The following is a 20662-nucleotide window of genomic DNA, read 5'->3' as shown; positions in this document are numbered from 1 at the left end:
TCGGGGGTGACGTCGTTCGCCCGAAGGGACGCCGCGAGGCAGACGTCACCCCCGACCCGAGCCCGGGGGCAGGGAAGTTCAGCCCGACGACGTGAGCGGTCGCGTCAGGTGTGCGGGGTAGGGATATCTCAGGCGCTGAGGGCGGGGAGGACGACAGCGTCGATGTACGAGGTGAGGTAGGCCTGCGTCGGCGGCTGCTCGTCGATGAGCGTCCGGGTGGCGAAGGCGCCGATCAGCATGTGGATCACATAGCCGAGCGCCGGGTTGTCGGCCCGGATCTCGCCGCGGTCGACGGCTCTGCGCAGCAGCCGGTCGAGCCCCGAGAGCTCGGGCGCGACGATCCACTCCCGGAATGCCTCCAGGAGATCGGGGTTGGCGTGCACGGCCACCATCAGGCCGCGCATCAGCGCGCTGTTCTGCTCCATGTGACAGTCGTCGTCACGGACCGCCATCGCGTGCATGTCACCGCGCAGCGACCCGGTGTCGATCTCGTCGAACTGCGGCTTCTGCTGGCGCAGCGCCTTCACGACGAGCTCGGCCTTGCCGCCCCACTGGCGGTAGAGCGTCGCCTTGCTGGCCCGGGTGCGGGCTGCCACGGCGTCCATCGTCAGGGCGTCGTAGCCGACCTCGCGGAGCAGCTCGAGCACGGCCCCGTACAGCTCGGCCTCACGCTCGGGCGTGATCCGGCTGCGGCGCGCCGTTGCTTCCGCGACCATGATCGTCACCTCTCCTCGGTCCACCTACGCCCTGAACATACCCCGTCCACTAACGAAACGAAACCGTTTCGTACGTGGGGTGCACCACATCTCCGCGCCACGTCTCTCACGCAGTGCCCGGTTGCTCTCTCCCGTGGTGCCCGGTTGCCGGAGGCCCCGCCGCGGAAAAGCATGGGGAGGTGACAGAAGATGCAGCCGAGGCGTACCTGAGGTTCCCGCACGTGAGCGGCGAGCGACTGTGCTTCGTCGTCGAGGACGACCTGTGGGTCGCGCCGCTCGACGGCTCGGCGCGGGCCTGGCGGGTCACCGTCGACCGCACCAAGGTCAGCCACCCGCGGTTCTCCCCCGACGGCACGCACATCGCGTACACGACCTGGCGCAGCCTCGACCCGGAGATCTACCTGACGCCGGTGGACGGCGGCTCCGCGCGCCGGCTCACCTACTGGGGGAGCGTGGACACGCAGGTACGCGGCTGGTCACCCGACGGGGACATCCTCGCCGTGGCCTCGCACGGCGAGCCGTTCTCCTACTTCACCTTCGCCTACAGCGTCCCCACCGACGGCTCCCCCGGCGGCAAACTGCCCTGGGGCCCGGTCTCCGACATCCAGATCGCCGACATCGGCGGGGAACGGCAGACCCTGCTCCTGACCGGCACCCCGCCGCACGAGCCGGCCGCCTGGAAGCGCTACCGGGGCGGCGCCCAGGGCCGCCTCTGGGTGCACGGGCAGCGCATCCTCGCCGACCTGGACGGGCACCTCGACGACCCGATGTTCGTGGACGGCCGCATCGCGTTCCTCTCCGACCACGAGGGCATCGGCAACGTCTACTCGTGCCTGCCGGACGGATCGGACCTGACCCGGCACACCGACCACGCCGAGTTCTACGCCCGGCACGCCTCCTCCGACGGCGCCCGGATCGTCTACCAGTGCGCGGGCGAGCTGTGGATCCTCGACGACCTCTCCCCCGACTCGCAGCCCCGCAGGCTCCACGTCCGCCTGGGCGGCCCGCGCGCCGGGCGGCGCGGCTACCAGGTCCCGGCCGCCCTGCACGTCGACGCGCTCTCCGTCGACGAGACCGGCCGGGCCGGCGCGATCGTCGTACGCGGCTCCCTGTACTGGCTGACCCACCGCGACGGCCCGGCCCGCACCCTCGGCGACACCCCGGGCGTACGCGTCCGGCTCCCCGAGATGCTCGGCTCCGGCGGGCAGGTCGCCTACGTCACCGACGCCGAGGGCGAGGACGCCGTCGAGATCGCCTACCTGCCGCGCGCCTCCGGCGACCGCCCGCCGCGCCGGCTCGCGTCCGGCGCGCTGGGCCGCGTACAGGAACTGGTCAGCGACCCGGACGGCGAACGGCTCGCCATCGCCTCGAACGACGGCAGGCTGCTGCTCCTGGACACGGCCGAGCCATCCGACCCCGCTGACGGCCCTGATGCCACTGACGCCTCCGACGCCTCCGGCACTGAGGTCACCGAGCTGATCCGGTCGGCGAACGGCCCGGTCCGCGATCTCGCCTTCTCACCCGACGGGGCCTGGCTCACCTGGTCGCACCCGGGCATCGGCCGCTCCCTGCGGCAGATCAAGATGGCCCGCATCAAGGACCGCACCCTCGTCGACGTCACCAACGGCCGCTTCGAGGACGAGAACCCGGTCTTCACCCGCGACGGCCGCTACCTGGCGTTCCTGTCGTGGCGCGGCTTCGACCCGGTCTACGACGTGCACACCGGCGACCTCTCCTTCCCGCTGGGCTGCCGCCCCTACCTCGTACCGCTGTCGTCGGCCACGCCCTCGCCCTTCGCGCTCTCCCCCGACGGGCGCACGGCGGCCGGCGGGCTCGACCCCGTCGAGGAATCCGGCCTCACCCAGGCCGCGCCGACCGTGGAGATCGAGGGCCTGGCGAACCGGGTCGTCCCCTTCCCCGTCGCCGCCTCCAAGTACTCGGCGCTGCGCCCCGTCGCCGGCGGCGGCCTGGTCTGGCTGCGCTGGCCGATCTCCGGCGCGCTCGGCGAGACGTTCGCCAACCCCGCCGACACCTCCTCCCAGCCCACCCTCGAACACTTCAGCCTCGCCAAGTGCAAGAAGACCCAACTCGTCGACCACATGGACTGGTTCGAGGTCAGCGGCGACGGCACCCGGCTGGTCGTCGGCGACGAGGGCGAGCTGCGCGCCGTGCCCTCCACCGAGGCCGGCGACAACGACAGCACCGTCTTCATCGACCTGCGCCGCATCCTGCACGAGGCCCAGCCGCCCGCCGAGTGGCGCGGCGCCTTCGAGGAAGCGGGCCGGATCATCCCCGCGTACTTCTGGGAACCGAACATGTGCGGCATCGACTGGCCCGGCGTCCTCGACCAGTACCGCCCGCTGGTCGAACGGGTCGCATCGCCGGACGAGTTCGCGGACCTGCTGCGCGAGGTCCTCGGTGAACTGGGTACCTCGCACGCCTACGTCTCCGCGGCCCGCCGCAACGAGGGCCCGGCGCACTACCAGCGCGCCCAGGGCCTGCTCGGCGTCAACTTCTGCTCGCGGGACGGGGGTTGGGCGATCAGCCGGATCCTGCCCGGCGACTCCTCCGACTCCAAGGCCCGCTCCCCGCTGTCCGGCACCGGCATCCGCGAGGGCGCCGTCCTCACCCACGTAGACGGCCGCCCGGTCGACCCCGTCACGGGACCGTTCCCGCTGCTTGCCGGCGCGGGCGGCACGACCGTCGAGCTGACCTTCACCCGCGCCGAGGGCGGCGGCCGCGCGCGCCGCGTCGCGGTGGTCCCCCTCGTCGACGAACGGCCGCTGCGCTACCAGGACTGGGTGGCCAAACGCCGGGAGTACGTACGGGAGTTGAGCAACGGCGAGTGCGGCTATCTGCACATCCCCGACATGGGCGGCTCCGGCTGGGCCCAGTTCAACCGGGATCTGCGCCAGCAGGTGTCCCGGCCCGCGCTCATCGTCGACGTACGCGGCAACGCGGGCGGCCACATCAGCGAGCTGGTCGTCGAGAAGCTCACCCGGAAGATCATCGGCTGGGACCTGACCCGCAACGCCCAGGCCGTCTCCTACGCGTCGAACGCGCCCCGGGGCCCGGTCGTCGCCATCGCCGACGAGGCGACCTCGTCCGACGGCGACATGATCACCGCGGCGTTCAAACTGCTCGGTCTCGGCCCGGTCGTCGGCCAGCGCACCTGGGGCGGCGTCGTCGGCATGACCGGACGGCACCGACTCGGCGACGGCACGGTGATCACGGTGCCGATGAACGCGGCGTGGTTCCCCGAGTACGGCTGGTCGATCGAGAACCGCGGCGTCGACCCCGACATCGAGGCGCTGCGCACCCCGCTCGACTGGGCTGAGGGCCGGCACGCGCAGCTCGACGACGCGGTCCACCTCGCTCTCGACCTGCTGCGCGAACAGGGCGCGAAGAACCCGCCGGACCTCTCGGACGTCCCGGACCGGCGCCGGCCCACCCTGCCGCCGCGGTAACGGGGGCAGGGTGGGGCGGCGGCAGGGCAACGCAGTAGGGCCCCACCCGGCGTCCCGGGCGGGGCCCACTTCGCTCAGGGAAGAGCGTCAGGAGTCGCGGTCCTGGTCGAACTTGTCCTGCGCATCCTGTGCGCGGTCGCGAGCCTGGTCCCGGCCCTGCGAGCCACGCTCGCGAAGCTGGTCCTGGCCCTGCTGTCCGCGCTCGCTCGCCTCGTCCTTGGCACCGCTCGCGCGGTCCTTGGCCTTGTTGGAGAGCTCTTCGCCCTTGTCCTTGAACTGGTCCATGATGCCCATGCTTTTCACTCCCGTAGTGGGTTGGAGGGGTGGGCCCCGACCAGACTGACACGCCCCGACATTCCACGCATTTCGATCAGTGACCGTCGGTGCGGAGGCGAAGAAAACGCAGGTCAGCCAGCACGTACCGTTTCGTCGGCCGCGCCGCCCGCCCCCACCAGGCCCCGCGACACGCTGCCGAGCCGCGGCTCGAACCGGCGCATCTCGCGCCGGCCGACGGACCCGATGACCGCGGGCAGATAGCCGCGGATGCCCTGCATGCCGCGCAGCCACCACTGCGCGTACACATGCGAGGACCGCCGCTCGATGCCCGCCACGAGCCGGTCGACGGCCGGGCCCAGCGGGTACGTCTTGTTCGACGGCCACGGCAGCCGCTGGCGCAGCTCACGCATCACGTCGTCCTGGTCGGCGCCGCGCACCATGTCGGTGTCGGTCCAGGACAGATAGCCGACGCCGACCCCTACGCCCTTGTAGCCGACCTCGGCGCGCAGGCTGTGCGCGTACGCCTCCACGCCCGACTTGGACGCGCAGTACGCGCTCATCATCGGCGCGGGCGTGATCGCGGCGAGCGAGGCGATCTGCAGCAGGTAGCCGCGCGATTCCATCAGGACCGGCAGGAAGGCGCGGCCCGTCACGGCGGAGCCGATGAGGTTGACCTCGATGACGCGGCGCCAGGCGACGGGGTCCGAGTCCACGAAGGGGCCGCCCGTGGCCACCCCCGCGTTCGCCACGACGATGTCGACCTTCCCGAACCGCTCCTTCACCTCCTCGGCGACCCGCGCCATCGCCACGTGGTCCGTGACGTCGGCGTGCCACCAGTCGGCGTCGGCGTGCAGCCGGCCCGCGACCTGCTTCAGCTCGTCCGGCTCCAGGCCGACCAGCGCGATCTTCGCGCCGCGCGCCGACAGCTTGCGCGCGAGCAGCTCACCGACGCCGCGCGCGGCTCCCGTGACGACCGCGACCTGCCCCTCAAGACTGACCCTGCTCATGCGACATCCGCCCCCTTCTCCGACTGTGCTTGCGACTGCGCTTGCGACGAGTCCGGCTGTGTGCCGGACTCTGTTCCCAGGTAAGTGGCGGCCAGTTCACGGATGTTCTCCGTGACGGCCTCCGGTGCCTCGATCGGCGTCATGTGCCCGAGGCCGGGCAGCTCGGTCAGACCCACGCAGTGCGGCAGTTCGGCAGCGATCCGCCGGGCGTGCACGATGGGCGTGAGCCGGTCCACGGTGCCGCCGAGCACGGCCACCGGCATCGTCAACTCCCTTATGGCCGCGTCCATTTCGAGCGTTTCCAGGACGTGCGACCAGCCGTGGCGCACCCCGCGCGGACACGCGTGCACGATCCGCGCGCAGGCCTCGACCTTGCCGGGCGACGCACCCGGACCCATGGTCGCGAACTTCAACACCCGCTTGCCCAAGGGCGTGACGGGGCCGAGCGGCGCCTTCGACCCGAGGATCGCGCGGGTCATCCGGGTCCGCAGCGCGCCCGCGACCAGCAGAGGCACGACCGTCGCCTCCGCCACGAGCTTCGAACTGCCGGTGCTGCACAGCAGGACGGCGGCCGCGTGCTCCTTGAACTTCTCACGCCCGGCCGCGGCCATCATCGTCATGCCGCCCATGGAGTGCCCGGCGAGCACCGCCCGCTCCCCCGGCGCCAGCGTCGCGTCGAGCACGGCCTCCAGGTCGTCGGCCAACATGTCGGGGGCGTACGGGAGTTGCGTGGCGGCGGGGGAACGCCCGTGCCCGCGCTGGTCGTACACGATCACCCGGTGGTCGGTGGCGAGGGCGCGGATCTGCGCGGCCCAGAAGGCCGTCGAGCAGGTCCACCCGTGCGACAGCACCACCGAGGGCGCGTGCTCGGGGCCGTGCACCTCGACGTGCAGCCGGGACCCGTCCGCCGAGACGGCGGTCAGTTCGTGGGCGGCGACAGGCGGCGCGAAGGGCCCGGTCCGCATGTGCATCAAGCGGCTCACGCGGCGCTCGCCTCCGTCTTCTTCCTCGAACCCCTGACCTGTGCCGTGCGGGCCCGCGGCGCTTCGGCCGGGGCCCGCACCACCTCGTACTCCCCTACGTCCACATGGCGTGTGGCCTGCCGGAACTCGGTCGTGGTGCCGGGCCACACGGTCGTGTTGACCCCGTTCTCGTCGAGGTACCAGCTGTTGCAGCCGCCGGTGTTCCACACGGTGCGCTTCATCCGGTCCTGTACGCGGTTGTTCCAGCCGGTGACGGCGCTCGCGCGGGGGGTGAGGGCGACGCGGCCACCCAGCACGTTCAACTGCCGCATGTAGTCGGCGAGGTAGTTCAGCTGGGCCTCGATCATCAGGATCATCGAGGAGTTCCCGAGGCCGGTGTTCGGCCCGATGACGGTCATGAAGTTCGGGAATCCGGCGGCGGTGGCCCCACGCAGGGCGGCCATCCCGCCCTTCCAGCTCTCGGCCAGACTGACGCCGTCCGCGCCGATGACCCGCTGCGCGATCGGCATGTCGGTGACGTGGAACCCGGTGCCGAAGACGATCGCGTCCACCTCGGCCTCGCTGCCGTCGGCGGCCACGAGGGTGCTGCCCCGGATCTCGCTCAGCCCCGACGCCACGACGTCGACATTCGGCTGGGCGAGCGCGGGGTAATAGGTGTTGGAGAGCAGGATCCGCTTGCAGCCGATGCGGTAGTCAGGGGTGAGCTTGGCGCGCAGGCCCGGATCCTTGATCGCCCGGTGCATGTTGCGCTTGGCGAGCTGCTCGACCATGCCCAGTTCGTTGGGCCGCTTGGTGAACGCCTGGACCTGCAACTCCCGTATGCCCCACAGGAGTCCGCGCCGCGCCTGCGTGGTGAAGGGCAGCTGCCGGTGCACCCAGCGCTCGGCCTTGGTGATGGCGCGGTCGGCGCGCGGCATGACCCACGGAGGCGTGCGCTGGAAGAGGGTCAGCGCGGCGACGTCCTTCTGGATGGCGGGCACGATCTGGATGGCCGAGGCGCCGGTGCCGATCATGGCGACGCGCTTGCCGCGCAGGTCGTAGCCGTGATCCCAGCGCGCCGAGTGGAAGACCTTGCCCGGGAAGGTGTCGATCCCGGGGAGGTCCGGCGTCTTGGGGTCGGAGAGCGGCCCGGTCGCGGAGACGACGACGTCGGCGGTGAGCGTCCCGCTCGCCGTGTCGATCTCCCACCAGAGCCGCTCGCTGTCCCAACGCAGCTCCTGTACTTCGGAGTTGAGCCGGATGTGCGGCCGCAGCCGGAAGATGTCGGCGACGTGTTCCAGGTACTCCCGGATGCGCTCCTGCCCCGAGAAGGTGCGGGGCCAGTCCGGGTTCGGGGCGAACGAGAACGAGTACAGGTGGGACGGCACGTCGCAGGCGCACCCCGGGTAGCTGTTGTCGCGCCAGGCGCCGCCGACGGCGTCCGCCCGCTCCAGGACCACGAAGTCGGTGACGCCCTCCCGGCGCAGCCTGACCGCCGCGCCGAGCCCGCCGAAGCCGGACCCGATCACCGCCACCCGTACGTGCTCGTGCTCCTGCTCGGTCATCCCGGCGCCTCCCTGCCGCGCGACTCTGCCAGTGAACACTGGCGCAATTGGAGCGTAGAGCAGCACCGTACCGATGGGTAGGGGTCGGGCCGAGGAAAGTTACCGGCGGTTGGACATAGGCTTCCTACGTGGCAATAGAAGCAACGGGAACAGGCGGCGACCACGGCGAGCTGCGGGAATTCCGCGAGTTCCGCATGGAGGAGCTGGCCAAGGAAGCCGGCATCACGGTCCGCACCGTGCGCTTCTACCGCGAGCGCGGCCTGATCAAGCCGCCGCGGCGCGACGGCCGCATCGCCTGGTACGACGAGACGCACCTGACCCGGTTGCGCACGATCGCCGCCCTCCTGGACCGCGGCCACACCCTCAACGGCATCGCCGAACTCTCCGAGGCCTTCGACCGCGGCCGCGACGTGGGCGAACTCCTCGGCCTCGGCGAACCCACGGAGGAGACCCCGGTCCGCCTCACCCCAGAGGAACTGGCCGATCACTTCGCCGGCGAAGTGACCCCCGAAAACCTCCAAGCAGCCCTGGATCTCGGCTACTTGGGCACCGACGGCGAAGAGATCGTGCACATCAGCCGCCGCCTTCTGGAGGTCTCGGCGGCCCTGGTGCGCGAGGGCGTCCCGCTCGCGGAGGTCCTCGCGGCGGCGAGCCGCGTCCGGGAGCACGCCGACGCCATGGCCACCCTCTTCACCGACCTGATCCTCGCGCACGGCGACGAGAAGGACGTCCAGCGCCTGCGCCCACTGGCCAAGTCGGTGGTCGAGGCCGAGCTCTCGATGGCCCTGGACCGCAAACTCGGCCCGCCGTCACGCTGAGGTCAGGCCGGCAGCCACCAGCGGGCTTTGTAGATCCCACCGCCGACCAGCTTGTACGCGCCCTGCGGCCGGTGCACACTCACGGTCGTCGTCCACCAGGTCTCCCCGAGCCCCGCCTCGGGCACGGTGGTCACGACCCGCCCGGTGCGCGGATCGTTGCCGACGCACTTCACGCCCTTGCGGACGATCTCCCCGGCACCCGCAAAGTCCTGCACGAAGGTCCGGCCGCGCGGCTCGTACTGGAAGACCGACGCGCTGGTCGTCACCCACATCCGTCCCGCCCGCCCCGGCCGCCCCGCGACGGGGAACAGATCGTGCCCGCCGGCCGACTTCCCCGGCGTCGCGACCGGCAGCGGATCGGCGAACCGCCGCACGAGCCGCGGCCGCGCCGCCGTCCCCGCCACCTCGAACGCCACCAGCTCGTCGTCCCCCATGGCCCACAGCACCCGGCGCTCCCGGTCCCAGTGCAGCCCGTGCGCGCCTTTCAGCTCGGCCTCCGTGAACCGGGTGGCCCGCGGCCCGAGCGAGGCGGCGTACAGCCGCACGCGGGCGCCGGTGCTGCAGGCGACGGCGACGTTCCCGTCCGGGAGGATCTCGGCGGTGTGCGGGTTGAACAGATCGTCCCCGGCCCCGATGGCCGTGCCCCAGTACCGCCGCCCGCCCGGCCACTCCACCACGCCGACGAACCCGAACGACGCGGTGGTCAGCAGGAACGTCCGCCCACGGTGCCGCCGCACCTTCGCCTCACTCGGATACACCCAGCTGACCTCGGGCTCCAGATCCCGGTACCGGCCGTCCCCCACGGGAGAGAACGCCCACCGGACCGCCCCCGGATCGGCCCCCGGGTCCCAGACGTCCTTCGCCGGATCGAGCACCAGGATCCGCTTGCTCGCCTGCTCGGTGAGCACCACGGGCGGCACCCCCGCGCCCTCCGCCGCCTGCCCCGCCCCGGCCGCCCCGAGCGCGACCCCGGCGCCGGCCCCCGCGACCCCGAGCAGCAGACCGCGCCGGGACGGAACACGAGAGGAACTGGACATGAATTACCCCCGTACGAAAGGCAGTTGCCCCAGGGGGCCAACCCCGGGCTCATCATGTACGCGACCAGAATCTGCCATGCCGCACGAGGGTACGTAAGCCCTACGACGCGCTCTGTTCCTACCCGTAGACGACTGCCACTCGTAGACGACTGTCACCCGTAGACGACTGTCACGGGGGCATGGTCCGACCAACGCTGCTCATGCGTGGCGGCCCGCTCCACGAACCCCTTGACCGCACGGTCCGCGAGCCCGGGTGTCGCGACGTGCGCGTCGATCCTCCAGCCGGTGTCGTTGTCGAAGGCCCGCCCCCGGTACGACCACCACGAGTACGGCCCCTCGACATCCGGGTGCAGGGCCCGCACGACGTCGACGTAACCGCCGTCCGACGCCTCGAAGACCCGGCTCAGCCACTCCCGCTCCTCGGGGAGGAACCCGGAGTTCTTCTTGTTGCCCTTCCAGTTCTTGAGGTCGGCCTCGGTGTGGGCGATGTTCCAGTCGCCGCAGACGACGACCTCGCGCCCCTCGGCGGCGGCCCGCACCCGCAGCCCCTTCAGGTACTCGAGGAACTCGGCCATGAAGCGGATCTTCTCGTCCTGCCGCTCGGTGCCGACCTCGCCGGAGGGCAGGTAGAGACTGGCGACGACGACACCCGGGAGGTCGGCCTCCACGTACCGGCCGCTGCCGTCGAACTCGGCCGACCCGAAGCCGATCCGCACCCGCTCCGGCTCACGCCGCGTGTAGAGCGAGACGCCGGCCCGCCCCTTGGCGGCGGCCGGAGCGTGCACGACGTGCCAGCCCTCGGGTTCCCGCACCCCGGCGGGCAGCTGGTCCGGCTCGGCGCGCACTTCTTGCAGGCACAGCACGTCGGCGGAGGTCTCGGCGAGCCACTCCACGAAGCCCTTCTTGGCGGCCGCACGCAGCCCGTTCACGTTCACAGAGGTCACAGTCAGCACCGGGCCACCGTACCGGCACACTTAATACGTAAGCCGCACCCTCAAGCATAGAGTTACGATCACCCGCATGAGTATTCACCCCGCGCCCGCCGCTGCCCTCACCTTGCGCCCCGTCTCCTTCGGCCACCCCGACGCGGTGGCGCTGAACGACCGCGTCCAGCTCGAATACGCGGAGCGCTACGGCGACGAGGGCGATGTCACACCGCTCGACCCGACGATGTTCACCCCGCCGCAGGGGCTGTACCTGATCGCGTACGACGCGGCGGGCACGCCGCTCGCGACCGGCGGCTGGCGCGCGCAGGACGCGAACGACGAGGGGTACGCGGACGGCGACGCCGAGCTGAAGCGCATGTACGTCACCCCGGAGGCGCGCGGCCTGGGCCTGGCCCGCCAGATACTCGCGGCTCTGGAGGCGGACGCCCGCGCGGCCGGACGCACCCGCATGGTCCTGGAGACGGGGACGAAGCAGCCGGAGGCCATCGCGCTCTACGTCTCCAGCGGCTACGAGCCCTGCGCCAAGTTCGGCCTCTACCGTTTCGAGGAGCTGAGCCGCTGCTACGCCAAGGCGCTGTAGCCGCCCAGGGCGGGCGCCGGGCAGAGCAAGAACCCCGCCGGGTGACCCGGCGGGGTTCTCAATTGCGGTGGACCTGTGGGGATTTGAACCCCAGACCCCCTCGATGCGAACGAGGTGCGCTACCAGACTGCGCCACAGGCCCTTGCAACGAGTGAAACTCTAGCACCCTCATCGGGGTGCTCGGAAATCGGTTCCCGAGCTGGTCAGCCCGGTCACTCGTTGGCGGCTCGCGGCCGCCCGTCGGCACCGTCGTCGTACTGGTCGAAGAGCGGCGTGCGGCCGCGCTCGCGGGAGCGCCGGGCGGACGCGGCGCGGCGGGCGTCGCTGCGTCCGTCGTCGGCGGCCTGCTCCTGCTCGGGCTCGGCCTCGGCCTGCTGCTCCGCGGCGGACGAGCGGGCCGCGCTCCACGTCTCGGGGGCGCCGTAGTCGATGCCGCCGCCCGCGCGGGGGGCGACCGGGGCGGTCACGTACGTGGGCAGTGGCACCGGGACGGGGTCCCAGCTGTCGCCGGGGCCGGGGCGACCCTGCCGCTCGCGCTGCTGGTCGACCCACTCCGCGTGGTCGGTCTGCTCGACGAGCGCGCGCCGGTCGGCGGCGAGCGCCTCCAGGCCGGAGTCGGTGGCCGGGTCGCCGCCTGGACCCTCCTCCAGGTCTTCGCCGGCGGCGCGCTGTCCGGCCGCCTGCCGCCTGCGCGGCTGCCGCTCCCGCAGCCGCTGTGCGGCGATCTCGGCGCGGCGGCGGTCCATGACGTAGGCGAAGCGGCGTCGCTCCTGGGCCCGCAGATAGACGATGTACGTGCTGAGCAGCAGGGCAGGCGCGATGGGTGCCCACAGGAACGCGGTGCCGCCGACCGCGGCCACGACGGCGCCGATGGAGAAGGCGACGAAGAGCAGCACGGTGGTGCGGCGGCGGCGCGCGAGCACCTTGGTGCGCCGGGCGCGCGCCTGCGCCTCGGCGGAAGTGACGCGCGCGGGGCGGGACTTGACGGGCGCCGCGGGCTCTGCGGCTGCTGCGGGCGCCGGTACGGGTACCGGCTCGGGTTCGGGCTCGCGGACGGGCTCCGCGTACTCCCGGGTGACGGGCGGGGGCGTGACGAAACTCCGGGCGTCCACCGCGTCGGTGGGCGCGTCCGGGTCGGCCGGGGTGCCGCGCCGCTCGTCCGTCTCCGGCGAGCGCGCCTGCAGGTCCTTGGCGTACCGGCGCTCCATGCCCGCCCGTCCGGAGAGAAGCCGGATGGCGGTGCTGAAGCGTTCCGTCGGACGGGCTTCGTTCAGCTCGTCCTGCCTACGGAGCCACATCGGCACCAAGTAGGCGGCCCAGGCCCCGACGATGACTGCGTAGATGAGGCCGCTGCTGCTCACGCCTCACACCGTAGAGGGGTTTGCGCGAGGCCATCCGCCAATTGAGCCGGTGTGTCGCACGATCTGGCTGATATTTCGAGCTTTTTTTGCGACTGGTGCGATCAACTGGCCACCCGGGAGGTGAATTTAATGGCTCCCGTGGCCGTTCAGCGATCAATTTCGAACATTTATTTTATTTCGAGGGAGTACCGGGGTCGATGGCGCTGGAGGCGCCCGGACCTGCGGTATTACCGCGCCGTGCGCGCCGCAGACGCTTGAGGAGCCCTTCCGGGACCTCCTCGGCGGTGAGCGCGAAGACGAGATGGTCCCGCCAGCCCCCGTCGATGTGGAGATACCGTGGACGCAGGCCCTCCTCGCGGAATCCGAGTTTCTCCACGACCCTGCGGCTCGGCCCGTTCTCCGGCCGAATGCAGACCTCGATGCGGTGCAGGCCCACCGCGCGGAAGCAGTGGTCGACGGCGAGCGCGACCGACGTGGGCATCACCCCGCGCCCGGCGACGCCCTGGTCCACCCAGTAGCCGACATGGCCCGAGCACATCGAACCCCAGGTGATCCCGGCGACCGTCAACTGGCCGACGAGACGCCCCTGGTACTCGATGACGAAGGGCAGCATCCGGCCCGCGTTCGCCTCCGCGCGCAGGTGCCGCACCATCTGACGGTAGGTCGGGCGGTGCGCGATCGGGCCGCTCGGGGTGGGCGGCGGGATGGTCGCCTCCCAGGGGCGCAGCCAGTCGCGGTTGCGGCGGTTGACCTCGCGCCAGGCACGTTGGTCGCGCAGCCTTATGGGACGGAGGACGACATCGCCCTCCGCCAGGACGACGGGCCAGGACGGGCCGTTCAGTGCGCACCCCCGGCGGCGTGGGCATCGGCCCTGGGGTGGTCGCCGCCGCGGAGCTGGTCGACGGCGTGGGTCAGCAGCGGCTCCAGGACGGCGAGACCGTCCTTCACTCCGCCGCTGGAACCCGGCAGGTTCACGATCAGTGTGCGTCCCGCGACTCCGGCGAGGCCACGCGAGAGCGCGGCGGTCGGTACGTGCTGCCGTCCGTACGCGCGGATCGCCTCGGGGATGCCCGGTACGCCGTACTCGATGACCCGGGCCGTGGCCTCGGGCGTGCGGTCGGTGGGCGAGATCCCGGTGCCGCCGGTGGTGACGACGACGTCGTACGCCGCCTCGACCGCGGCGCGCAGCGCGGCTTCCACGGGGTCGCCGTCCGGCACGACCTGCGGCCCCTCGACATCGAAGCCCAGCTTCGTGAGGCCGGCGGCGATCAGGGGGCCGCCCTTGTCCTCGTAGACTCCGGCGGCGGCCCGGTTGGAGGCGGTGACGACGAGGGCGCGGTAGGTCCCGATAATGCCCGTCATGCCTGGTCCTCGCGCTGCCAGGGGCCGGACTTGCCGCCCGTCTTCTCCTCGACGCGGACGTCGGTGATGACCGCTCCCTTGTCGACGGCCTTGACCATGTCGACGACCGTCAGCGCGGCGACGGAGACGGCCGTGAGGGCCTCCATCTCGACGCCCGTACGGTCCGTCGTCTTCACCGTGGCGAGGATCTCCACCGCGTCGTCCGCCACGGACAGGTCCAGCTTCACGCCGGAGACGGCCAGCGGGTGGCAGAGCGGGATCAGGTCGGGGGTGCGCTTGGCTCCCATGATCCCGGCGATCCGGGCCGTCGCGAGGGCGTCGCCCTTGGGCACGCCCTCGCCGCGCAGCAGTTCGATCACGCGCGGCGAGACGAGGACGCGGCCGCTGGCGCGTGCGGTGCGCGCGGTGACGTCCTTCTGCGACACATCGACCATGCGGGCGGCGCCCGCCTCGTCGATGTGGGTGAGCCGATCAAACCGGTCCTGCGAAGTGCTCATGGTGCTGCGGCGCTCCCGATCCGAGCCGTGCGCGGTGCGGCGCGCCGGACTGTTGTGCGCGACACGGTATCGCGGGCCCCGCAAAAACAGGTTCTCAGCCCAGGAGAAGCACGTCGACCTCGGTGCCGGGCTCCACCGATGTCACGTCCTCGGCCACCACGATCAGCGCGTCCGCGTGGGCGAGCGCCGCGATCAGGTGTGAGCCGGAGCCTCCTACGGGAGCGATCGCGCCCGCCTCGGCGTCGTAGGCGCCGCGCAGGAACTGGCGGCGGCCGTCCGGCGACGTCAGTGCCTTGTCGCTGGTCAGCACCGCGCGCGTGGTGGGGCGTCGCACGCTGTCGTCGGGCAGGCCCATCAGGACGCGGATCGCGGGCCGGACGAACAGCTCGAAGGAGACGTAACTGGAGACCGGGTTGCCCGGCAGGGCGAGCAGCGGGGTGTGGTCGGGGCCGACGGAGCCGAATCCCTGCGGCTTGCCGGGCTGCATGGCGAGCTTGCGGAACTCGACGCCGCTGCCCGCGCCGATGCCGCCCTCCTCGTCCGGGTCGCCGATCGAGGAGAGGGCTTCCTTGACGACGTCGTACGCGCCCACGCTGACGCCGCCCGTCGTGACGACCAGGTCGGCGCGGATCAGCTGGTCCTCGATGGTGGAGCGGAGCGTCTCGGCGTCGTCGGCGACCGCGCCGACCCGGTAGGCGATGGCTCCGGCGTCCCTGGCCGCGGCCGTGAGGGCGAAGCTGTTGGAGTCGAAGATCTGGCCGTGGCTCAACTGCTCGCCGGGCTGGATGAGTTCGCTGCCGGTGGAGACGACGACCACGCGCGGGCGCGGGCGCACCCGTACCGTGCCGCGGCCGATGGCGGCGAGCAGGGCGATCTGCGGCGGGCCGAGGACCGTGCCGGTGGTGAGGGCGCGGTCGCCCGCCTGGACGTCGCTGCCCTGCGCGCGTACGTGTGCGCGTGCCTCGGCGGGGCGGTGGACCCGGACCTCTCCCGAGGCGCCCTCGGGTGCGCTGCTGTGGGCGGGCATCGAGGAGACGGGGCCCGCGCCGAGCCCTCCGTCGGTCCACTCCACGGGGACGACGGCCTCGGCGCCGGGCGGCAGCGGGGCGCCGGTCATGATGCGGGCGGCCTGGCCGGGGCCGACGGTGGGCGGCTCGGCCTGGCCCGCCGCGACGTCGCCGATCACCGTGAGTACGGCCGGATATTCCTCGCTCGCGCCGGCGATGTCGGCGACGCGCACCGCGTATCCGTCCATCGAGCTGTTGTCGAACGGGGGCAGCGAGACCGGGACCGTCACGTCCTCGACGAGCACACAGCCCTGGGCGTCGAGGAGCTGCAGCTCGATGGGGTCGAGCGGACGGACGGTGCTGAGGATGTCCTCCAGATGCTCGTCCACCGACCACAGGTGCTGTTGGCCGACGGCGGACGCGGGGGTCGCGCTGCTCAAGGTGCTACATCTCCTCGGTGACGTAACTGCGAAGCCAGGCGCGGAAGTCCGGGCCCAGGTCCTCACGTTCGCATGCGAGTCTGACAATGGCACGCAGATAGTCGCCCCGGTCGCCGGTGTCATAGCGGCGGCCCTTGAAGACGACGCCGTGCACCGGGCCGCCGATCTTCTCGTCGGCGGCGAGCTGCTGCAGGGCGTCGGTGAGCTGGATCTCACCGCCGCGGCCCGGCTCGGTCTGGCGCAGTATGTCGAAGACGTGGGGGTCCAGGACGTAGCGGCCGATGATCGCGTAGTTGGAGGGGGCGTCCGCCGGGTCCGGCTTCTCCACGAGGTCGGTGACCTTGACCACGTCGCTGTCGCCGGTGGCCTGGACCGCGGCACATCCGTAGAGGTGGATCTGCGAGGGCTCCACTTCCATGAGGGCGACGACGCTGCCGCCGTGCCGCTCCTGGACCGCGACCATGCGCGCGAGCAGCGGGTCGCGCGGGTCGATCAGGTCGTCGCCGAGGAGGACCGCGAACGGCTCGTGGCCCACGTGCGGGGCCGCGCACAGCACCGCGTGGCCGAGGCCCTTGGGGTCGCCCTGGCGCACGTAGTGCATCGTCGCCAGGTCGCTCGACTCCTGGACCTTCGCGAGGCGGGCGGCGTCGCCCTTCTTCTGAAGGGCGGACTCCAGCTCGTAGTTGCGGTCGAAGTGGTCTTCCAGGGGGCGCTTGTTGCGACCTGTGATCATGAGGACGTCGTCGAGACCCGCTGACGCGGCCTCTTCGACCACGTACTGGATCGCCGGCTTGTCGACCACCGGAAGCATCTCTTTGGGAGTCGCTTTCGTGGCGGGCAGGAACCGGGTGCCGAGGCCTGCTGCGGGGATGACAGCCTTGGTGATCCTGGGGTGCGAGTCAGTCATGCCCGTCACCATATCCGGCGACTATGGGCGGAATCTGTGCATCCGATTTGTTGGCACATATATGCACAGATTAGGAGAGGTTTGTGAGCCGCCCATGAGTCAGCACACAGGTGACGCCCGCGGCGCCCACCCTGACAAGCGCACATTGCGACGAGAGTTCCTCGCGGTGAGGAACACCTTGCCAATGGATGACGTACGGGAGACGGAAACAGTTCTCGCCGAGCGGGCCTTCGAGGTCGAGGAGTTGGCGGGAGCCCGCACCGTGGCGGCGTACGTCTCGGTAGGCGGCGAACCGGGGACCGCGGTGCTCCTCGACGCACTCCGCGCGCGCGGGACGCGGGTTCTGCTGCCGGTGCTGCTGCCCGACAACGACCTGGACTGGGGCACGTACGAGGGCGCCTCCTCGCTCGTGGGCGTGCAACACCCGGGCAGGATCGCCCTGTTGGAGCCGGGCGGCGAACGGCTCGGACCCGACGCCGTGACGGCCGCGGACGTCGTACTGCTGCCCGGGCTCGCCGTGGACGCGCGCGGGATGCGGCTCGGCCGGGGCGGGGGCTCGTACGACAGAGTCCTCGCGCGCCTCGAAGCAGCCGGCGCGCACCCCACCCTCGTCGTGCTGCTCTACGACGCCGAAGTCGTCGCGCACGTCCCGGAGGAGGCGCACGACAAGGCCGTGCACGCCGTGGTGACCCCCTCGGGCGCGCGCCGCTTCACGTGACTGCCGCTACGGAAAGGGGCCTCCACGCGCGCGTGGAGGCCCCTTTCACCATGCACCGCCGGTCTACGGCTTCAGCACCAAGGTGTCCGAGGTGCTGGCACCGACGGCCTTCTCCGTGAAGTTCCACGGCAGCAGTTCGCCCTTGACCCACTTGTCGGTCTGGTCGGTGTAGTGGGCGCTGAAGGTGTGCCCCGAGGCGCCCGTGAGGTTGATCCACTTGGACTTGTCGAGGTCGGCCAGGTTGACCACCATGCGCATCGACGGCACCCAGTCGACGCCGTACCCGCCCGCCGCATTCCAGCCGGTCGCGTTGACGGCCGCCTCGCCGCCACCGAGCTTCCAGGGACCGCGGTTGAGTACGTACTGCAGCCAGCCCGGACCCTCGGTGCCGAGAGTCTGGTTCTTCAGCTCCAGCTTGTGCAGGCGACCCCAGCTCCAGGTGTCGATGTCCTTGCCGAGCTTGGCCGTGAGGTCCCAGCGGGCGTCCCCGAGGGCACGCGCGAACAGCTGGTCACGGTTGACGGCCGCCTTGTCGGTGCGGGTCTTGGGCGCCCGCCACCAGTCGTTCTTCTCATCGTTGATGATCTTTCGGACGACCTCCAACCAGCGGTCGCCGCCGTCCGGCTGCGCCGAGTCCGCGTCCCGCTGACCGCACTCGCGCACCTTCACGTCGTCGTCGGCCGGACCGCTGTTGTCGACCGGCGTGACGCTCAGGCACTGGCCCTTGACCCGCAGCTCCTTGGGCAGCTTGTTGCCGAAGGCGAGCTTCAGGATGTTGCGCCACACGGAGTTGAAGTACGCGGCCGCCGCCGAGTCGGGGTTCTGGGTGTAGTCCCAGTTCTCCAGGAGCTGCTGCGCCTCTCGGACGTCCTTGTCCTTGACGTCGATCTTGAGCAGCTTGGGCACGAGCAGCTTGGCGATCTCGCTGCTGTTGTCCATCTGCATGGTGCGGATGTCGTCGGTGGAGATCTTCCCGCCGCCGTCGATCTTCGACTTGATGAGATCGGTGATCCGCTGGCTGCGGGTGCCGTAGCCCCAGTCCGTGGTGAGCGTGTACGGGTAGTCCTTGCCGACCACGGCCTGGTTGGCCGTCACGATGTAACCGCGCTTGGGATCGAACTCGTAGGGCAGCTCGGCCTGCTTGATGTAGCCGGTCCACTTGTACTCGGAGCTCCAGCCGGGCGACGGCAGCGAGCCGTCGTCGCCCTTGCTGCGGGTCGGGATGCGGCCGGGCAACTGGTAGCCGATGTGGCCCTCGGTGTCCGCGTACGTGAGGTTCTGCGAGGGCACCTGGAAGTCGGCGGCCGCCTTGCGGAACTCCGTCCAGTTCTTCGCCCGGTCGATCTCGAAGACGGCGTCCATGGTGTTGCCGGGGTCGAGCGCGGTCCAGCGCAGCGCGACACCGTAGCCGTCACCGCGGTCGGGCGCCGAACTGCCCACAGGGGCCTTCTTGCCGACCTTGACCAGTTCATCGTTGCGGTCCGACACCAGAGGGCCGTTGTTGGTCTCGCGGACGGTGATCGTCTTGGAATCGCCGCCGGCGACCTTGATGACTTCCTTGCGGGTCTTGAACGGCACCGTCTTGTCGTCGTACAGGTACCCGTCGCCGTTGAACCGCTCCAGGTAGAGGTCGGTCACATCGGCGCCCGAGTTGGTCAGGCCCCAGGAGATGTTCTGGTTGTGGCCGATGACCACGCCCGGCATGCCGGCGAACGTGTAGCCCGTCGCGTCGTACTGGCACTTCGCCGACAGGCTCGTGCAGTGCAGGCCCATCTGGTACCAGACGGACGGCAGTTGCGGCGCCAGGTGCGGGTCGTTGGCGAGCAGCGGCTTGCCGGTGATGGTGTGGTCGCCGGAGACCACCCACGAGTTGGACCCGATGCCGTTCCCGTTGGGCCCCAGGCCCGCGGAATCGGGGATCTGGTCCAGGACGTCGGCGAGGCCGCCCAACTGGCTCTGAAGGCCGTCAGGGGCCTCTGCGTTGCCCGTCAGGCCGGTACCCGCGGCCCCCGTGGTGCCGGACTGCGTCTGCGTGCCCGCGGCGGAGGAGTCGAACGACTGCGTGGCACTGTTGTAGGCGCCCTCCTGCACGATCGGCTTGTTCCGGTCGTACGGGTACTCGGGGTAGAGATCGGCGATCTGCTTCGGGCCGAGGCGGCTCGTCATCAGGGAGCGGTCGATCTCGTCCTGCATGTTGCCGCGCAGGTCCCAGGCCATCGCCTTCAGCCAGGCCACGGAGTCGACCGGGGTCCACTTCTGCGGCTTGTAGTCGTTCTCCAGGCCGAGCGCCACGTACTCGGCGGAGATCGCCTTGCCGCTCTTGCCCGACAGGTAGGAGTTGACTCCCTCGGAGTACGCCTGGAGGTACTTCTTGGTCGAGGGCGACAGCTTGGAGTCGTACTCCTTCTGCGCGACCCGGTGCCAGCCCAGGGTGCGCAGGAACTCGTCGGTCTTGACCTGGCCCTTGCCGAACATCTCGGAGAGCCGGCCGGAGGTCGTATGACGGCGCACGTCCATCTCGTAGAACCGGTCCTGCGCCTGGACGAAACCTTGCGCCATGAACAGGTCCTCGTCCGAGGAGGCGTAGATCTGCGGGATCCCGTAGTTGTCCCGCTTGACCTGCACGGGCCCGTCGAGCCCGTCGAGTTGTACCGAGCCCGTCGTCTGCGGCAAGGAGGCGCGCACGCTGTCGACGCCCCAGTAGGCGCCGTATCCGATGCCCGCGACGACGGCCAACACGAGGACGATCACGAGCAGTCGGGCTCGGCGCCCCTTCTTCTTGCCGGACTGGCGACCGGAAGAGGCGTTCGTAGTGGAGGGCATCGCGATCCTTGCTGTCCTTCGCTAGCGGCTGGCTGGAGCAACCATACGAGCAGTGCGGTGCGGGCCCGGACGCGGAGTCGGGAAGCGAGGGCGTACTGCGGTCCGCGGATGAGGCCCGAGCGTCAAGAAAGCGTTAACGATTAGGTAAGGTAACGAAGTAACCCCTCGCTCG

General features: G+C 70.9%; 18 protein-coding genes and 1 tRNA gene. 4 read left to right on the top strand and 15 right to left on the bottom strand.

The annotated features are described in order from the left end of the window. Window positions 1-128: 128 nt before the first annotated feature. Window positions 129-716, bottom strand: a complete 588-nt coding sequence (locus tag ACIREE_RS28290; protein ID WP_404157908.1) for a TetR/AcrR family transcriptional regulator — start codon at window positions 714-716, stop codon at window positions 129-131. A gap of 179 nt (window positions 717-895) precedes the next feature. Here ACIREE_RS28290 and ACIREE_RS28285 point away from each other — a divergent pair, with 179 nt between their 5' ends. Beyond that, on the top strand, window positions 896-4183 hold the full coding sequence (locus ACIREE_RS28285) for a S41 family peptidase (protein ID WP_404157905.1): 3288 nt from the start codon (window positions 896-898) through the stop codon (window positions 4181-4183). 87 nt (window positions 4184-4270) lie between these two features. On the opposite strand, the gene ACIREE_RS28280 is transcribed toward ACIREE_RS28285, so the two are convergent. The 4 genes from ACIREE_RS28280 to ACIREE_RS28265 form a co-directional block, all read right to left on the bottom strand. Further along, complete coding sequence (locus ACIREE_RS28280) at window positions 4271-4477, bottom strand: hypothetical protein (RefSeq protein ID WP_404157902.1); 207 nt, start codon at window positions 4475-4477, stop codon at window positions 4271-4273. 113 nt (window positions 4478-4590) lie between these two features. Next, window positions 4591-5466 (bottom strand): SDR family oxidoreductase, encoded by an 876-nt coding sequence (locus tag ACIREE_RS28275; protein ID WP_404157899.1) that lies wholly within the window; start codon window positions 5464-5466, stop codon window positions 4591-4593. Further along, the gene (locus ACIREE_RS28270; protein WP_404157896.1) at window positions 5463-6449 is read right to left on the bottom strand and encodes an alpha/beta fold hydrolase; all 987 of its coding nucleotides are present in this window, start codon (window positions 6447-6449) and stop codon (window positions 5463-5465) included. The genes ACIREE_RS28275 and ACIREE_RS28270 overlap by 4 nt, the downstream gene beginning before the upstream one ends. Then, entirely contained in the window at window positions 6446-7993 is a 1548-nt protein-coding gene (locus ACIREE_RS28265; RefSeq protein WP_404157894.1) for a flavin-containing monooxygenase, read from the bottom strand. Before ACIREE_RS28265 ends, ACIREE_RS28270 begins: the two co-directional genes overlap by 4 nt. A 170-nt stretch (window positions 7994-8163) precedes the next feature. Between ACIREE_RS28265 and ACIREE_RS28260 the strand changes: the two genes are divergently transcribed. Further along, complete coding sequence (locus ACIREE_RS28260; protein ID WP_404158379.1) at window positions 8164-8811, top strand: MerR family transcriptional regulator; 648 nt, start codon at window positions 8164-8166, stop codon at window positions 8809-8811. Window positions 8812-8813: 2 nt separating this feature from the next. On the opposite strand, the gene ACIREE_RS28255 is transcribed toward ACIREE_RS28260, so the two are convergent. Both ACIREE_RS28255 and ACIREE_RS28250 read right to left on the bottom strand, forming a co-directional pair. Then, window positions 8814-9848 carry a DUF6528 family protein gene (locus ACIREE_RS28255; RefSeq protein ID WP_404157888.1) on the bottom strand — a complete coding sequence of 345 codons (1035 nt, stop codon included), beginning with the start codon at window positions 9846-9848 and terminating at the stop codon, window positions 8814-8816. 152 nt (window positions 9849-10000) lie between these two features. Beyond that, complete coding sequence (locus tag ACIREE_RS28250; RefSeq protein ID WP_404157885.1) at window positions 10001-10822, bottom strand: exodeoxyribonuclease III; 822 nt, start codon at window positions 10820-10822, stop codon at window positions 10001-10003. Between the two features lie 46 nt (window positions 10823-10868). Between ACIREE_RS28250 and ACIREE_RS28245 the strand changes: the two genes are divergently transcribed. Further along, window positions 10869-11375: a GNAT family N-acetyltransferase gene (locus ACIREE_RS28245; protein ID WP_404157882.1), complete on the top strand. Its 507-nt coding sequence runs from the start codon at window positions 10869-10871 to the stop codon at window positions 11373-11375. A 68-nt stretch (window positions 11376-11443) separates the two neighbouring features. On the opposite strand, the gene ACIREE_RS28240 is transcribed toward ACIREE_RS28245, so the two are convergent. The 7 genes from ACIREE_RS28240 to galU all read right to left on the bottom strand — a co-directional run bounded on the left by ACIREE_RS28240 (window position 11444) and on the right by galU (window position 16949). Further along, a tRNA-Ala gene (locus ACIREE_RS28240) sits at window positions 11444-11517 on the bottom strand. Between the two features lie 70 nt (window positions 11518-11587). Beyond that, complete coding sequence (glpR, locus tag ACIREE_RS28235; RefSeq protein ID WP_404157879.1) at window positions 11588-12736, bottom strand: gephyrin-like molybdotransferase receptor GlpR; 1149 nt, start codon at window positions 12734-12736, stop codon at window positions 11588-11590. A gap of 172 nt (window positions 12737-12908) precedes the next feature. Beyond that, complete coding sequence (locus tag ACIREE_RS28230) at window positions 12909-13577, bottom strand: GNAT family N-acetyltransferase (protein ID WP_404158376.1); 669 nt, start codon at window positions 13575-13577, stop codon at window positions 12909-12911. Further along, window positions 13574-14098, bottom strand: coding sequence for a molybdenum cofactor biosynthesis protein B (locus tag ACIREE_RS28225; protein WP_404157876.1), 525 nt, complete (start codon window positions 14096-14098; stop codon window positions 13574-13576). The genes ACIREE_RS28230 and ACIREE_RS28225 overlap by 4 nt, the downstream gene beginning before the upstream one ends. Further along, window positions 14095-14595, bottom strand: coding sequence for a cyclic pyranopterin monophosphate synthase MoaC (gene moaC, locus ACIREE_RS28220; protein WP_404157873.1), 501 nt, complete (start codon window positions 14593-14595; stop codon window positions 14095-14097). Before moaC ends, ACIREE_RS28225 begins: the two co-directional genes overlap by 4 nt. Before the next feature lie 94 nt (window positions 14596-14689). Further along, a complete protein-coding gene (glp, locus tag ACIREE_RS28215) occupies window positions 14690-16042 on the bottom strand; it encodes a gephyrin-like molybdotransferase Glp (protein WP_404157870.1) in 1353 nt (450 codons plus the stop codon). A 4-nt stretch (window positions 16043-16046) separates the two neighbouring features. Beyond that, window positions 16047-16949 (bottom strand): UTP--glucose-1-phosphate uridylyltransferase GalU, encoded by a 903-nt coding sequence (gene galU, locus ACIREE_RS28210; protein ID WP_404157867.1) that lies wholly within the window; start codon window positions 16947-16949, stop codon window positions 16047-16049. 94 nt (window positions 16950-17043) lie between these two features. Between galU and ACIREE_RS28205 the strand changes: the two genes are divergently transcribed. Then, on the top strand, window positions 17044-17667 hold the full coding sequence (locus ACIREE_RS28205) for a 5-formyltetrahydrofolate cyclo-ligase (protein ID WP_404157864.1): 624 nt from the start codon (window positions 17044-17046) through the stop codon (window positions 17665-17667). Between the two features lie 63 nt (window positions 17668-17730). On the opposite strand, the gene ACIREE_RS28200 is transcribed toward ACIREE_RS28205, so the two are convergent. Continuing rightward, on the bottom strand, window positions 17731-20490 hold the full coding sequence (locus ACIREE_RS28200) for a penicillin acylase family protein (RefSeq protein ID WP_404157861.1): 2760 nt from the start codon (window positions 20488-20490) through the stop codon (window positions 17731-17733). Window positions 20491-20662 lie beyond the last annotated feature (172 nt).

Source organism: Streptomyces sp. NPDC102467 (assembly GCF_044765445.1).
In the GTDB taxonomy this organism is placed as follows: domain Bacteria; phylum Actinomycetota; class Actinomycetes; order Streptomycetales; family Streptomycetaceae; genus Streptomyces.
Note: the sequence above shows the minus strand (reverse complement) of the source record. Positions and strands in the feature narration are given on the sequence as shown.

Excerpts from the sequence above, each read along its gene's own strand:
- ACIREE_RS28290 (WP_404157908.1), bottom strand. The coding sequence starts at position 716 with ATGGTCGCGGAAGCAACGGCGCGCCGCAGCCGGATCACGCCCGAGCGT.
- ACIREE_RS28280 (WP_404157902.1), bottom strand. The coding sequence starts at position 4,477 with ATGGGCATCATGGACCAGTTCAAGGACAAGGGCGAAGAGCTCTCCAAC.
- ACIREE_RS28275 (WP_404157899.1), bottom strand. The coding sequence starts at position 5,466 with ATGAGCAGGGTCAGTCTTGAGGGGCAGGTCGCGGTCGTCACGGGAGCC.
- ACIREE_RS28265 (WP_404157894.1), bottom strand. The coding sequence starts at position 7,993 with ATGACCGAGCAGGAGCACGAGCACGTACGGGTGGCGGTGATCGGGTCC.
- ACIREE_RS28255 (WP_404157888.1), bottom strand. The coding sequence starts at position 9,848 with ATGTCCAGTTCCTCTCGTGTTCCGTCCCGGCGCGGTCTGCTGCTCGGG.
- ACIREE_RS28245 (WP_404157882.1), top strand. The coding sequence starts at position 10,869 with ATGAGTATTCACCCCGCGCCCGCCGCTGCCCTCACCTTGCGCCCCGTC.
- ACIREE_RS28225 (WP_404157876.1), bottom strand. The coding sequence starts at position 14,098 with ATGACGGGCATTATCGGGACCTACCGCGCCCTCGTCGTCACCGCCTCC.
- moaC (WP_404157873.1), bottom strand. The coding sequence starts at position 14,595 with ATGAGCACTTCGCAGGACCGGTTTGATCGGCTCACCCACATCGACGAG.
- galU (WP_404157867.1), bottom strand. The coding sequence starts at position 16,949 with ATGACTGACTCGCACCCCAGGATCACCAAGGCTGTCATCCCCGCAGCA.
- ACIREE_RS28205 (WP_404157864.1), top strand. The coding sequence starts at position 17,044 with ATGAGTCAGCACACAGGTGACGCCCGCGGCGCCCACCCTGACAAGCGC.
- ACIREE_RS28200 (WP_404157861.1), bottom strand. The coding sequence starts at position 20,490 with ATGCCCTCCACTACGAACGCCTCTTCCGGTCGCCAGTCCGGCAAGAAG.